Raw genomic sequence first — 13,752 nt, 5'->3', positions numbered from 1 at the left:
CGCAGTGCGTTTTCAGAAGTCTTGCTGTCCTTGCCGGGCAGCGTGCTGGTCTGGCGATCACGCCTCGACGATCAACGCCTCCAGACTCCCCGCCCTATTCTCGACGTCACCCCAATCGTGCGGCTCGCCGGCGATGTGCAAGCCGGCCGCGGCTGTGGCGAGACGGAGCGCGCGTTCAAAGGCGGAGCCGACGAGCAGCGCGCGGGTGAGGGCGGCGAGGAAGCGGTCGCCGGCGCCGGTTGTGTCGCGCGGCTGGATGGAAAGAGCCGGGACGAACAGTCGGCGCGAACCCTCCCGCGCCAGAACGCCGCCGGCTCCCAGCGTCACACACACCCGGTCGCCCGCCGGCTTCAGCGTCTGCGCCAGCGCCCAGGCCGCTTCAAGATTCGGCTCCATGCCTTCCCGCTCGGCGAAAGCGCGCAACACCTGGCTGTTGGTGGCCACGACACTGGCCTCGCTGGCCGCTTCACTCGCGGCTTCCCAGCCCCAGCGGTCGATTTCCGGCCATTCGAGGTCGAGCAATGTCAGCGCGCCACCTTGCCGGGTGCGGCCGAGCGCTTCGGCGGTTGCGGTCCGGTGATAGAGGTTGCTGACAACCGCGTCGCCCGGCTGCGGCGCGAGATCGGCACCGATCGCCTGCAATATCTCGTCCGGAACCGGATCGATGACGATGGCGCGCTCGCCGGCACTGTCGACGAGGATGATGGTCGTCGCGGTCTCGAAGCCGGCGACGAGGCGGGTTTCCGACGCGTCGATACCGGCTTCGCCGAGGCGCGCCAGGAGATGGCGGCCGATCAAATCGTCGCCGACCGCCGAGGCGATCGACACCGGATTGCCCCAAATCGCGAGGGCAGCCGCGACGTTGCGGGCCGGCCCTCCGGCGGCCTCGCGCTTCGCCTTGACGAACACCTTGTCGTCGGGGCCGGGCAGGCGGTCGATCTCGATCACGCGGTCGAGCACCAGCGTGCCGAGGCAGTAGATGCGCGGCTCGGTCATGGGTCGAGCCTCTCCCCCGTCTCGGCGTCGAACAGCATGACCGAATCCGGTTCCGGCAGCAGGCCGATGCGCTCGCCCGTCTTTGGGATAGCGCTGCCGGTCAGGACGGAAACGCGCTCGCCCGCGACCTCGGCATGAACGAGCCGCTGGCCGCCGAGATATTCCGACGATCGCATCTCGGCCGATATTGCGCCGGGAGCCTCCGCAGCGACGATCTGGATGCGCTCGGGCCGGAGGCCGACGATGATTTCGAGACGGCGAATATCTTGGAGCCGCGCCGCGATCGGCGGCTCCGGCCGCCACTCGGTTTCGCCGAAGCGCCAGCCTCCTTCGAAACGCTGCATCAGCGGCAAAAGCGAGGCTGGCGGGTTGCCAACGAAGCCGCCGACAAAGCGCGTCGCCGGTTGCTCATAGATCGCCTCGGGCGTGCCGAGCTGCACGATGCGCCCCTCCGCCATGACGGCCACGGTATCGGCCATGCTCATCGCTTCTTCCTGATCATGTGTCACCATCACCGTGGTCGTGCCGACGCGATCATGCAATTCGCGAATATCGACACGCACGCTTTTCCGCAACACGGCGTCAAGGTTGGAAAGCGGTTCGTCGAGCAGGAGCAGGCGGGGGCGGATGGCGAGGGAGCGGGCGATGGCGACGCGCTGCTGTTGGCCGCCGGAAAGCTCGGACGGCATGCGCCCGCCATAGCCGGCAAGCTTGACCAGTTCCAGCGCCTCGTCGACGCGAGCGGCCGATTCCGCCTTGCCGAGGCCGCGCATGTCGAGCCCGAAGCGGACGTTCTCGCGAACGCTCATATGCGGGAAGAGCGCATAGCTCTGGAAGACGACGCCGATGTCGCGCTTATAGGCCGGCATTCCGTCGAGCGGCTGGCCGGCGAGACGAATCGTGCCGCCCGAGGCATCTTCCAGCCCGGCGATGATCTTGAGCAGCGTGGACTTGCCGCAGCCCGACGGGCCGAGCAGCGCCAGGAACGCGCCCTTCGGAATAGCGAGCGATATGTCCTTCAGCACCTCGGTCTCGCCGAAGCGCTTGGAGACGCCGTCGATCTCGAGTTGTGGGGGCAGGGTCTGCGTCATGCCGCGAGCCGTGCCAGCGCCCCGAGTCCGACGCGGATCGCATAGTTCTGCCCGGAGCCCGAGCGGTGATCCTCGCCAGTGACGACATTGTCGCCGACCGAGCAGACTGAGCCGCCACGTCGGCCATAGAGGGCAGCGAGGGTCAGCACGGCCGCACTCTCGCGGTCGGTATTCAGGATACCGGCGCGGTGCCAGTAATCGATGATCTGCTTGTGTTCCTCCTGCAGATAGCCGCCCGGTCCGGGCTTGCCCCAGCCGGTATATTCACTGTCGCCCGAGCGCGTGACGCCCACATGATGCGGCGCGCCCAGCGCTTCGGCCTCGGCGACCATGGCGGCCACGACGCGGTAGTCGGCGACCGCCGGGTATTCGGCCTTCACATGCGCCTTGGTCATGCCCTCGTCACGCACGGCGCCGGAGGAGATGACGACGTCGCCGACACGGACATTCCGGCCCCAGCCGCCGCAGCCGCCGATGCGGATCACCGTGTCGCAATCCGTGTAGTTGAACAGATCCATCAGCGCGAGTTCCGCCTCGGGCGAGCCTGAGCCGCCGAGCACGACGGAGATCGGCACGCCGCGATATGTGCCGGTTAGTGTGGTGAAGAGGCCGGTGCGGGCGACGAGCTTTGCATCGTCAAGCTCGGAGGCGATCTGGTCCTCGCCGGCGCCTTCGCCGACAACCAGCGGATCGCGGACGGCCAGCACCACCGAGCGGGCAATGCTCTCGCGGCGGAAGCCGGTCAGCGACGGGATGCCGTCCTTCTCGAATTTCGGCATGCGGGCGAGATAGGGATAATCGGCGGTCATGGCATGTCTCACAGATGGCGCGACCATTTGAGGGCGTACTCGCCGACAATGGCCGCGAGAAGGATCACGGCGATGATGGTGGCGCCGATGGCGAGCGTGATCGGATCGACGCCCTCGCTGCGGAGCTGGGCGAACAGGCGCACCGGAAAGGTGATCCAGCGCGCCCCGGCGATCAGCGACGAGACGATGACGTCGTTGAACGAGATCAGCAGCGAGAAGGCGGCGGAGGTCGCGAGGCCCGGCATGGCGAGCGGGATCGTGATCCGCCTGGCAACGGCCAAAGGCGGCGCGCCGAGGCTGGCGGCGGCGGCTTCGAGGTTCGGGTCGATCCGTTCGAAGGTCGAGACCATGATCCGCACCGTATAGGGCACGGTGATCACGGCATGGGCGAGGACGAGCCCGGCGAGCGTGCCGCTCATGCCGAGCGCGGCGTAGATCTGCAGCAGCGCGATCGCCCAGACGATCAGCGGCAGCACCAGCGGCGCCAGCAGCACGGCTTCGACGAGCCGCTTGCCGGGGAAGGTGAAGCGCGCCAGCGCATAGGCGGCGAGCGAGCCGACAAGGATCGAGATAGTACCGGCGCAAAGCGCGATGATGGCGCTGGCGGACAGCGCGCTGCGATATTCGCCGCTGGCCGCCGCCGCTTCGTACCAATGCAGCGACAGGGTTTGCGGCGGAAAGCGGAAGAACTTGGCCTCGTCGAAGGAGGCGAGGATCAGCACCAGGATCGGCGCCAGCAGCAGGAGATAGGCGAGGGCGGTCCAGACAAGCTGGAGGGCGCGGGCGATCTTCATGCGAGCGCCCTCCGCCGCTTCGTCAAACGGTCGAACTGCGCCGACAGGATAAGCGTGAGGCCGATGGCGACGAGCACGACAACGGCGAGCGTCGAGGCAAACGGCCAGTCGAGCACCAGCGCCGCCTGCTGATAGGCCACGGTGCCGAAGGTGGCGATCTTGCCTTGGCCCAGCACCTGCGGCGTGACGAAGGCGGTGAAACCGGCGCAGAAAACCAACACCGCGCCGGCAACGATACCGGGCATGGCGAGCGGTAGGATCACCCGGCGCCAGACGCGGATGGGCGAGGCGCCGAGCGAGGCGGCGGCGGCTTCGACGTCGCGCGGCAGGCGCGACAGCGTATTGACCAGCGGCAGGACCATCAGCGGCAGGAACGCCTGCACCATGCCAAGGATGACGCCGCCGGTCGTGCCGAGGAGCTTGATCGAACCGCCGATGAGACCCAGCATTTTGAGGGTTCCGTTGACGACGCCCAGCGACCCGAGCAGGTGGATCATGCCGAGCGAGGGCAGCAGGGCCCCGCAGACCAGCGGCACCAGCATCAGCGCCAGCAGCAGGCCCTTCGCCCGTCCCGATCCGGTCGCGATCAGCCGCGCCACCGGCAGCCCGATGACCAGGCAGAGGAGCGTCGACACGGCGCTGAGCCACACGGTCCGCCAGAGCGCCGCAGCGAAATAGCTGTCGGTGACGAGACGCATATAATTGGCGACCGACAGCCCGTCCGCCATCAGCAGCGAGCCCTGGCCCTGCACCTTGAAGCTCGCATAGACGAGCCAGCCGAAGGGCAGCAGGAAGACGACCGTGGAGAGCGCGACGGCCGGGAGAAGGAAGAGGACTGCCTTGGAGGATGGGCCGTTCATGGCGTCTTCTGCTGTTCATCCGTTTCGATCGGATTTCACCGGCCGGCCCTCTCTCCCGCGAAGCGGGGGAGAGTTGGAGAGGGGGCTCTCCGGCAAGATCGGAGTAGGCTGGCCCCCTCCCGGCCTCCCCCTCAAGCGGGAGAGGGGAAGCAAGGACCTACTGCCCGAGCACTTCCTTGTTCCAGCGCTGCGTCCAGTCGGAGCGCTGCGTGATCACATAGGGCCAGTCCATCTGCAGCAGGCCCTTGACCTCTTCCGGCGTGTCGATCACGTCAGCCGAGACGCTTTCGGGCAGCTTCACATTCTTGTTGGTCGGGCCGAAATAAAGCTGCTCGGCATAGTCCGTCTGGTTCTTCACGCCCAGCGCCAGCTCGGCGAACTTCTTGGCGAGCTCGGGATTGGGCGAGTTCTTGACGAGGCAAAGCATGTCGCGGACCAGCACCGGGCCCGGGCTCTTCGGGAAGGAGAAACCGATATCGGGATGGGTCTTAAGCGCCGCCAGCACATAGCCGGAGATCATCGGCGCCATGGCGACCTCGCCCGCATCCATCATGGCGAAGGCTTCGTCGAGATTGGTATAGGTGAGCGCGATCGGCTTCAACTCGCCAACCTTGGCGAAGGCCGCATCGGCGTCATGCTCGTCCTTGCCGGCCAGGCGCGCGGCGACGCCGAGCAGGCCGTCGCCCTCGGAGCCCGGATAAGCGGCAACGGCGATCTTGCCTTTATATTCCGGCTTCCACATGTCGGCCCATTCGGGCGGGCTGGAAACCAGCTTCTTGTTATAGGCGATGCCGAGGCCGACGAGCGACATGGCGTAGCAGCCATTGTTCATCCCGTCCCAGATCTCGGTATAGAGCGGGCTCTTGGGGTCGGGCGCCTCGACAACGCCGTCCTTCAGCGCCTGCGGCGCCTCATAGATGTTGAGGAAGGCGATATCCATGGTCGGATTGGCCTTCTCGGCATAGATGCGCGCGAGGCGGTCGCCCGTGCCGCCGAGCACCAGCTCGACCTTGGCGCCGGTCTCGGCCTCGAGCGGGCCGACGACGTTTTGGCGCAGGAGGCGCTCGATGTCGCCGCCCCAGACGCCGACGACCAGCGTCTTGCCCTTGAAATCCTCGGCGAGAGCCGGCGCGATCATGGCCGGCAGGGCGATCGAGGCCGCAAGCGCAGCCGCAATCGCACGATTGGAAAGCGTATCCCGCATGGTTTGGGTCCTCTGGTTCTTGCGTGAACGCCATGGATTGGACGGCGATCGGCCGGGCAGAGGAAGTAGGCTTGCGCTGATAGACGGTATCAGGCGGCCAGTATGTCGCGCGGCTCCAACTTGAGCGATGGTAGCGCGCCGAAGTCGTTGAGTTCGCCAGCGACGCGGCGAACCAGGCCCCGTAGCCACCGGTTGCAGGCCGAATGTTGAGCCCGATCATGCCAGAGCATGTAGAACTTCATCGTGTGGAAATCGGCCGGCGCATCGACCAGCGCGAAGGGCATGACCGCCGCCATCTGCTCGGCGAAAGGCCGGCTCGACGTGAAGACGAGGTCGGTCCGCGCCAGCGTCGAGGGCACGAGCGCGAATTCGGGCACGGTCAGCGCGATGCGGCGCTTCTTGTCGATCTGGGCGAGGCGGCCGTCGACCGGGCTGATCTCGGCGCTGATATAGGGCGTCGGCGAGAGATGGTCGAGCTCCAGATATTCGTCGAGCGTGAGGCGGGCGCGGCCGGCCATCGGATGGTCCTGCCGCATGACCAGCACCATGTCGGTCTCCAGCAAGGGCGCGAAACGCAGGCTTTCGCGCGGCAGCGGCCAATTGCCGATGACCAGATCGATCGAGCCGGCTTCGAGCTCGCAGAATATCTCGCGCTCGTTCTGGGTCCCGCAGAAATCAACCTGCATGCGCGGCGCCTCGCGCCGGAGCATCTCGACGATGCGCGGCATGAAGAAGATTCCGAGGCAGTTGACGGCGTGGATGCGGATGGCGCGTTCATCGGTCGCCGGGTCGAAGGGCCTGTCTTCGATCACCATGCCGTCGATTTCGGCAAGGACGCGCTCGATCCGGCTGCCCAGTTCGAGACCGCGCTCCGTCGGCACGAGGCGGGCGCCGCTGCGGACCAGCAGCGGATCGCCGATGATTTCCCGAAGCCGCTTCAGCGCCAGGCTCACCGCGGGCTGGCTCTGGCCGAGGATCGCCGCCGTGCGCGACACGCTGCATTCATCGAGCAAGATTTGCAGGGTCCGCAGCAGGCGGATATCGAGGCCGTGATCCTGGTGGGCGAAAAATCATGGGACCGCCCTTTCCTGTCGACCGGCGGCGCGTTGCCGCATTCCTGCCGATTCACAAAGCACGAAACGTGCCGCATCGCCGCGGCCTGCTGAAATTCCCTTGAGAACGAGGACCGTCCGATGCCCATCCTGATCCGCCAAGGCCTGATCCATACCAATGACGGGGCCGGCACGGTCCTGGAGCGCGGCGACGTTCTGATCGTCGGCAATCGCATCGCTGCGATCGGCCCGGACCTCTCGGCGGAAGCATCGGCGCATCCGGGGATCGAGGTCATCGAGGCGGGAAACCGCATCGTCATGCCCGGCTTCGTCGATGCCCATATGCATTCGAACGAAGGCTTCGAGATGGGGCGCTACGACAATCTGCCCCTCGAGATATGGCTTTCGGAGGTCTATCCGCCCTTCGGCGCGCCGACGCTGACCTGGCGCGAGCATTATCTGCGCGCCATGCTGGTCGGCATCGTCTCGATCCGTTCCGGCGTCACGGCGCTGCAGGACGACGTCATCAACATGGCCTTCACGCCCGACGCGGTGGATGCGACGGCGAGCGCCTATCGCGACCTCGGCCTCAAGGGCTGGCTCACCGCCTCGATGTGGGACGAGGGCTTCCTCAAGAGCCTGCCCTTCCTGAACGAGATCATGCCGGAAGAGTTGAAGGGACGGCTGAACGCTCTGCATACGCCGGGCCGCAAGGAGCAGATCGAATTGTTCCACGAGCTTCACGGCAAGTGGCACGACAAGGACGGCATGCGCATCATCCTCGGCCCCTGCGGTCCGCAGCGCTGTTCGCCGGAACTTCTGGAAGAGGTCGCGGCGCTGTCGGAGGCGATGGACCTGCCGATCCATTGCCATGTGCTGGAGACCAAGACCCAGGCGGTCACCGGCGAGGTCAAATATGGCAAGACGCTGCCGGCCTTCCTCGCCGAAGTCGGCTGCATGACGCATCGCCTGACGATGAACCACGCCATCTGGCTGACCAATGACGACATCGCCATGATGGGCACTGCCGGCGCCTCGATCACCCATAACCCGCTCGCCAATCTGAAGCTCGGCTCGGGCGTCGCGCCGGTGAGGAAGCTCAAGAATGCCGGCGTCAATGTCGCGCTCGGTTGCGATGGCGTCGCCTCGGCCGATTCGGCCGATATCTTCCAGGCGATCAAGGCGGCGTCCGGCATCCACAAGATCGGTACCCACGACTATCGCGAATGGGTCTCGGCGCATGAGGTCTATGAAATGGCGACCAAGAACGCCGCCCGCTCCAGCCTGATGCAGGACGAGGTGGGTTCGATCGAAATCGGCAAGAAGGCCGACATCGTGCTCATCGACCGCTTTGACTGGGGCTTTCTGCCCTTGCACGACCCGATCCAGCAGATCGCGTTCAGCGCCAATTCCGACAGCGTCAAGACGTCGATCGTCGATGGCCGGATCGTCATGAAGGATCGCAAGCTCGCTCTGATCGACGAGGAGGCGATCCGGAGCGAGATTTCGGAAGCGGCCGAGAAGTTCCGGCGCGATTATTGCCCGGCGATGAGCGAGGGCGCCGCCGTGGTCCGCCCCTATCTTGACGAGATGCACTTCAAGGCGACGGGCCGCACGGTTCCCGCCGGCCATCTGCCGCTGCGCATGTCGCCGTCCGATGCCAAGGATCGCGGCTATCCGGTCGCCGCCGAGTAAGCTCGGCCCAAGGAGAATCGATCATGAAGGCTTTCAGTTCCGAGACGGTCGCCAGCGCCAGGGCGTTCCAGATCTCACCGACCGACACCAATTATTTCGCCATCCTGTTCGACGGCGAGAAGGATGCGATCGACAACATCTTCGTCATCGAGATTTTCAATCGCGGCGGCGCCACGCCACCGAACGAGCATTCGCATGCGCATGAGTTCTTCTACGTGTTGCATGGATCCGGCATCGCGGTTTGCGACGGCAAGGAACTGCCGATCGGGAAGGGCGACGCCCTGCTGCTCAACCCGGGCAATGAGCACGTCGTACGCAACACCGGCGACAGCAAGCTCTACACGCTGACCGTGATGACGCCCAATCAGGGTTTCGCCGAACTGATCCGCGGCGGAACGCCGGTAGTGCTGGACGCGGAGGATATGAAGGTTTTGACCGGCGCGGCGTGACGCCAGTCGAAGCCATGACGACAAGAAACCTTCCAGCGGCCTTGTGGACCGCTGGAAGGTTCTCCACCGCCGGGACGATCAGGCATGTGGGGCGCTGTTGTCGTCCTGGCGACGAAACTCGAACAATCCGACGTCGATCGAGCCGGCGCGGAATCCGCCCTCGCAATAGGCGAGGTAATAGTCCCAGAGCCGGCGGAAGCGTTCGTCGAAGCCGAGCCGCGCGACGGTCGGCCAGGCGTCGTGGAAGCGTGCGCGCCATTCGGCGAGCGTCTGCGCATAGCTCGACCCGAACGGCTCGGATCGGACAAGCTTGAGGCCGGCCTCGGTCGCTCGCTGTTCTAGGATGGCAACGGTCGGCAGCATGCCGCCGGGGAAGACATGGCGCTGGATGAAGTCCGGGCGACGCCGGTAGGTTTCGAAGCGTCCAGGATCGATCGTGATCGCCTGGAGGACGACGCGCCCGCCGGGCGCCAGGCGCTGGCGCAGCCCGCCGAAATAGAGCGGCCAGTATTTTTCGCCGACCGCTTCGATCATTTCGATCGACACGATGCGGTCGAACGTGCCGGTGCAGTCGCGATAATCCTGCAGGCGCAGATCGGCGGCGAGACCGCCCTTCGCCAGCCTGTCGCTGGCAAAGGCGAGCTGCCGTTCGGAGAGCGTCAGCCCGGTAACGCGGCAGCCGAGCCCGGCGAGCTTTTCGGCGACCGCCCCCCAGCCGAAGCCGATCTCCAAGACGCTCTCGCGAGCGCCAATGCCGAGCCAGTCGGTGATCCGGTCGAGCTTGCGCTGCTGCGCGGTCTCCAGCGTGTCGCCCTCGGCATAGATTGCCGAGGAATATTGCATTCCCCGATCGAGCCAAGTCTCGTAGAACTCGTTGCCGAGGTCGTAGTGGTAGGCGATGTTGCGCCGGCTGCCGCGCCGATGGTTCTCGTTGGCGCGGTGCCGCAGCCGGGAGGCGAAGGTCGCGAGCCGCCCGCCGCCCGCCGTCGGGCCGAGATGCGGCGCGTTGATCGCCAGGATCTCGATCAGCGCCGGCAGATCGGGGCTGGACCATTCGCCGGCGATATAGGCATCAGCGAAGCCCAGGCCGCCGCCAGCTAGGGTTCGCCGCAGCGCGCTCCATGTCTTGAGGCGGATCGTTGCTTCCGGGCCATTCTCCGCCGCCTTGATCGTCACCAGCCGCCCGGAAGGCGTTTCGACGTGGAGACAGCCGTGGCGAAGCCCACGCAGCAGGCGGCGGAGAAGCCGCTCCGCGAGGTCTGTACTGAGCGGGGACAGCCAGCCGGCGGAAAGGACGGAATAGCGTTCGCGGGTCGACATGTCTCTCCTCATGCGATCCGGGTCGATCGGCGGTCGGCGGAGCGCGGGCGTTTCGTCAGCGGCACGCCCTTCAGCCACAATTTCAGCGCTTCCCAGTGGATGCCGGCGATGACCTTGAGCGTCAGCAACGGAAAAGCGAGAGCGGTCTTCAGTACGGACGGATCGTCGAGCGGCGCCCGCTCGCCAACCATCGAGGTCGCGATCAAGGGTCCGGTCTCGTCCGAGACGTTCACCGACAGCACGACGCGCTCCCCCGGCGGGGCGATCTGGAAGCGGTAGGCGAGGTCCATGCCAAGGAAGGGCGAAACGTAGAAATCCTTGGCACAGCCGTGCCGCAGCATCGCGCCGGGCGCCGCGTCGGCGTCCACCGCCGCGACATAGAAATGACGTTGCCCGAAGGTGTTGTTGACCTCATAGAGCACGGCGGCGGGGTGCCCCTCGGCATCGTCGCAGAAATAGACGCTGATCGGATTGAAGACATAGCCGAGCACGCGCGGCATGGTCAGGATACGGATGCGCCCGCCTGCCGCTTCGATGCCGGCGTCGCGCAGCTTTTCCTCGACGAAGGCGCGCAGACCCCACCGGCTACCGTCGCCATGGTCGGAAGCATGAAACGAGATCAGGTTGAAGCGATCCAGCGAGAAGAACCGCAGCCTCTTGCCGAGCGCGCCGACTTCATCGAGGTCAAGCAGCGTCCAGAACACCCGATAGCGAAGCCGGTGCGCCTTCGGCCGGATGCGACGATGCAGGACGGCGCCGCGATAGAGAGCGGAGGCTTGGCTCATCGGGCCGTCTCAAGACCGGGGCCGGCGGGGACCAGATGAATGCGCCCGCTCTCATTGGCGACGTTCCAGGGTCGGCGCACGCCGCCCAATTGTTCGGCAACGGCGAGCCCCGATTGCAGCCCATCCTCATGGAAGCCGGCGCCGAAATGCGCGCCGCAGAACCAGGTTCGCCGCCTTCCCTGCAGCGACCAGAGCTGGGCCTGCGCCGCGGCAGCCTTCGCATCAAGGATCGGGTGCTCGTAGATTTCGCTGTGCAGCAGCCGGCCGGCGCGCGGCGCGCGCGGCGGATTGAGCGTGACGAACAGGTTCAGGCCGGGCAGTCCCTGCAAGCGGTTCATCCAGTAGGTAACGTTGAGCCCGGCGCCATCGACATAGTTCCAACTGGCCCAGACGGCACGCCGCTTCGGCATCAGCAGCTCGTCGGTGTGTAGTACGGCGAGGTTCCGGCTGTAGCGGAAGGCGCCGAGCAGGCGCCGCTCCGGCACGTCGGCATCCGCCAGCATCGCGAGCGCCTGATCGGCATGGGCCGCGATCACGACGTGGTCGAAATCCTCTTCACCACCGCTCACGTCGCGAACCCGAACATGGTCCGGATAGCGCTGGATGCGCGCGACGCCGGTCGAGAGCCGCCGGGCCGGGCCGAGCCGTTCGGCAAGGCGCTCGACATAGCGCCGGCTGCCACCCTCGACCGTGCGCCATACCGGCCGACCTGTCAGTTGCAAGAGGCCGTGATTGGCACAGAAGCGCAGGAACGAGGCGGCGGGATAGTCGAGGATGGCCTCGGCCGGTGCCGACCAGATCGCCGCCGCCATCGGCAGCAGATGATCATCGATTAGCGCCCGGCCGTAGCCGCCTTTCGCGAAATAATCGCGAAGCGTGAGTGTTTCATCCAGCCCCGAGGCCATGGCAGGGCCGGCCTCCCGGTAGAAACGGGTGAGCTCGCGCAGCATCGACCAGAAGCGCGGGCTTACGAGATTTCGCTTCTGTGCGAACAATCCCGAGAGGCCGCAACCGGAGTATTCGAGCGCCCCCTTGCGGAGCGAAACGCCGAAGGACATGTCCGATGCTTTGGTCTCGACGCCCAGATGGGCGAACAGGGCGGTCAGGTTTGGATAGGCCGGTTCGTTGTAGACGATGAAGCCTGTATCGACGGGGACGACGCCCTCCGCCATGCGGGCCGACACGGTGTTCGAATGGCCGCCGAGCCGATCGGCCTTCTCATAGAGCGTCACCTCGTGCCGGCCGGCGAGAAGCCACGCGGCTGACAATCCGGCAATTCCGGATCCGACCACGGCGATCTTCAGGGGCCTGCCGCTCAGTTGTAAGTTTTCGCTCATCGGGAAATCGTGCCATTGCTCGTGTTATCCTCCAATACGGGCGACAACAGCATTTGGATGACCGGGCGTGATCCAAATTCAGGATCGCAGCGTAGAAGGGGCATGAGTGACGATCGTCGCACCAAAAGAACAAGGGCGGGCGGAGAGACCGGGCTGGCGCTGATGCAGCACGAGGCTCCTGACTTCGGCCGATGGATCGAGGCGGTCGCGCTTAACCGCGACCGTGAGGCTTTTGCGCGGCTCTTCGACCATTTCGCCCCGCGGTTGAAGGCCTACCTGCTGCGCGCCGGCGCCACGCCGGGAGCTGCCGAGGATTTCGCGCAGGAGGCGATGCTGATCGTCTGGCGCAAGGCCTCTCTCTTCGACGCGCGCCGCGCTGGGGCCTCTACCTGGATCTTCACCATCGCCAGGAACTTAAGGATCGACGCGATCCGACGCGAGAAGCTGGCGCAGCGCGAGCCGGACCCGTCGGAAATGCCCGACGATCCCTTGCGCCCCGATCAGATCTATGGCGAGCGCGCCGATGGGGACCGCATCCGCTCCGCACTCGGCAACCTTTCGCCGGAGCAGTTTCGCATCGTCGAGCTCTCCTATTTCCACGACAAGCCGCATTCCGAGATCGCTCGCGAGCTCGGAGTCCCGCTCGGAACCGTCAAGTCGCGCCTGCGGCTCGCCCTGATCCGGCTGCGCGGCCTATTGAGCGACACGCCATGACCCTGGTTAAACATCACCCAAGCGAGGAATGGCTCCTCGGTTATGCCTCTGGAACGCTGCGAGCGCCGGAGGCGGCCGTGGTCGAGGCGCATCTTTCGTTCAGTCCCATCTCGCGCGGCTTCGTCCGCGATCTCGAAGCCGTGGGCGGCGAGATGCTCGAGGAAGGCCTGGCTCCTGCCTCGATGGATGGCGACGCATTGCTCCGCGTCATGGCGCGCATCGATGCCGATGGCGGTGAGGCGCTGAGCGCCGGCCCGCTCAATGACATGCCGGAACTTCCGGATTCGCTGCGCCGCTTCCCGCTCGGTCCCTGGCGCTGGCTGGGTCCGGGAACGCGTATGCGCTCCGTCGGAGCCCCGGCGGATGGCGATTGCCGGCTGATCCTGTTCAAGATCGATCCGGGCCGGAAGATGCCGCAGCATAGCCATGACGGCGTCGAGCTCACCTGCGTGCTCACGGGCTCCTATTCGGATGCGAGCGGCCGCTTCGGCCCGGGCGATTTCGAGGAAGCCGACCAGGCTACGGACCACCAGCCGGTCGTTGATTCGGACGTGCCCTGTCTGTGCCTGGTGGCTCTGGACGGCCAGATTCGTCTCACCGGCGCGCTGGGCCGCATCCTGCAGCCTTTCGCGCGCCTTTGATCACG

Annotated in this window: 14 protein-coding genes; 4 read left to right on the top strand and 10 right to left on the bottom strand. The window is 66.0% G+C overall.

The annotated features are described in order from the left end of the window. Positions 1 to 57: 57 nt before the first annotated feature. From OSH05_RS05250 to OSH05_RS05220, 7 genes are all read right to left on the bottom strand, one after another. Positions 58 to 996, bottom strand: a complete 939-nt coding sequence (locus tag OSH05_RS05250) for a carbohydrate kinase family protein (RefSeq protein ID WP_104217244.1) — start codon at positions 994 to 996, stop codon at positions 58 to 60. Next, a complete protein-coding gene (locus OSH05_RS05245) occupies positions 993 to 2,087 on the bottom strand; it encodes an ABC transporter ATP-binding protein (RefSeq protein ID WP_104217245.1) in 1,095 nt (364 codons plus the stop codon). Before OSH05_RS05245 ends, OSH05_RS05250 begins: the two co-directional genes overlap by 4 nt. Next, positions 2,084 to 2,896: a nucleoside phosphorylase gene (locus OSH05_RS05240; RefSeq protein WP_165801440.1), complete on the bottom strand. Its 813-nt coding sequence runs from the start codon at positions 2,894 to 2,896 to the stop codon at positions 2,084 to 2,086. Before OSH05_RS05240 ends, OSH05_RS05245 begins: the two co-directional genes overlap by 4 nt. Before the next feature lie 8 nt (positions 2,897 to 2,904). After that, positions 2,905 to 3,690, bottom strand: coding sequence for an ABC transporter permease (locus OSH05_RS05235; protein WP_104217247.1), 786 nt, complete (start codon positions 3,688 to 3,690; stop codon positions 2,905 to 2,907). Next, positions 3,687 to 4,550: an ABC transporter permease gene (locus OSH05_RS05230; protein WP_104217248.1), complete on the bottom strand. Its 864-nt coding sequence runs from the start codon at positions 4,548 to 4,550 to the stop codon at positions 3,687 to 3,689. The genes OSH05_RS05235 and OSH05_RS05230 overlap by 4 nt, the downstream gene beginning before the upstream one ends. A gap of 157 nt (positions 4,551 to 4,707) precedes the next feature. Next, the gene (locus tag OSH05_RS05225; RefSeq protein ID WP_104217249.1) at positions 4,708 to 5,754 is read right to left on the bottom strand and encodes an extracellular solute-binding protein; all 1,047 of its coding nucleotides are present in this window, start codon (positions 5,752 to 5,754) and stop codon (positions 4,708 to 4,710) included. 89 nt (positions 5,755 to 5,843) lie between these two features. After that, positions 5,844 to 6,785: a LysR substrate-binding domain-containing protein gene (locus OSH05_RS05220; protein WP_104217250.1), complete on the bottom strand. Its 942-nt coding sequence runs from the start codon at positions 6,783 to 6,785 to the stop codon at positions 5,844 to 5,846. Between the two features lie 162 nt (positions 6,786 to 6,947). On the opposite strand from OSH05_RS05220, the gene OSH05_RS05215 reads away from it, so the two are divergent. Both OSH05_RS05215 and OSH05_RS05210 read left to right on the top strand, forming a co-directional pair. Further along, positions 6,948 to 8,501 carry an amidohydrolase family protein gene (locus OSH05_RS05215; protein WP_104217251.1) on the top strand — a complete coding sequence of 518 codons (1,554 nt, stop codon included), beginning with the start codon at positions 6,948 to 6,950 and terminating at the stop codon, positions 8,499 to 8,501. A 23-nt stretch (positions 8,502 to 8,524) separates the two neighbouring features. After that, complete coding sequence (locus OSH05_RS05210; protein ID WP_104217252.1) at positions 8,525 to 8,950, top strand: cupin domain-containing protein; 426 nt, start codon at positions 8,525 to 8,527, stop codon at positions 8,948 to 8,950. A 78-nt stretch (positions 8,951 to 9,028) separates the two neighbouring features. Here the strand turns inward: OSH05_RS05210 and OSH05_RS05205 are convergent, their stop codons facing one another. Genes OSH05_RS05205 through OSH05_RS05195 form a run of 3 tightly spaced genes read right to left on the bottom strand, consistent with a single transcriptional unit; the run spans position 9,029 to position 12,392 of the window. Then, positions 9,029 to 10,270: an SAM-dependent methyltransferase gene (locus OSH05_RS05205; protein ID WP_207778680.1), complete on the bottom strand. Its 1,242-nt coding sequence runs from the start codon at positions 10,268 to 10,270 to the stop codon at positions 9,029 to 9,031. An 8-nt stretch (positions 10,271 to 10,278) separates the two neighbouring features. Continuing rightward, the gene (locus OSH05_RS05200; RefSeq protein ID WP_104217254.1) at positions 10,279 to 11,055 is read right to left on the bottom strand and encodes a DUF1365 domain-containing protein; all 777 of its coding nucleotides are present in this window, start codon (positions 11,053 to 11,055) and stop codon (positions 10,279 to 10,281) included. Beyond that, positions 11,052 to 12,392 (bottom strand): NAD(P)/FAD-dependent oxidoreductase, encoded by a 1,341-nt coding sequence (locus OSH05_RS05195; RefSeq protein WP_104217255.1) that lies wholly within the window; start codon positions 12,390 to 12,392, stop codon positions 11,052 to 11,054. Before OSH05_RS05195 ends, OSH05_RS05200 begins: the two co-directional genes overlap by 4 nt. Before the next feature lie 102 nt (positions 12,393 to 12,494). On the opposite strand from OSH05_RS05195, the gene OSH05_RS05190 reads away from it, so the two are divergent. Both OSH05_RS05190 and chrR read left to right on the top strand, forming a co-directional pair. After that, positions 12,495 to 13,106 (top strand): sigma-70 family RNA polymerase sigma factor, encoded by a 612-nt coding sequence (locus OSH05_RS05190; protein ID WP_266352068.1) that lies wholly within the window; start codon positions 12,495 to 12,497, stop codon positions 13,104 to 13,106. Continuing rightward, positions 13,103 to 13,747 (top strand): cadmium/peroxide/UV radiation responsive anti-sigma factor ChrR, encoded by a 645-nt coding sequence (gene chrR, locus OSH05_RS05185; RefSeq protein ID WP_104217257.1) that lies wholly within the window; start codon positions 13,103 to 13,105, stop codon positions 13,745 to 13,747. The genes OSH05_RS05190 and chrR overlap by 4 nt, the downstream gene beginning before the upstream one ends. The last annotated feature ends 5 nt before the right edge of the window (positions 13,748 to 13,752 follow it).

It is taken from the genome of Kaistia algarum (genome assembly GCF_026343945.1).
GTDB classification, from domain to species: Bacteria; Pseudomonadota; Alphaproteobacteria; order Rhizobiales; family Kaistiaceae; genus Kaistia; species Kaistia algarum.
This window is presented reverse-complemented; position numbering and strand designations above follow the sequence as displayed.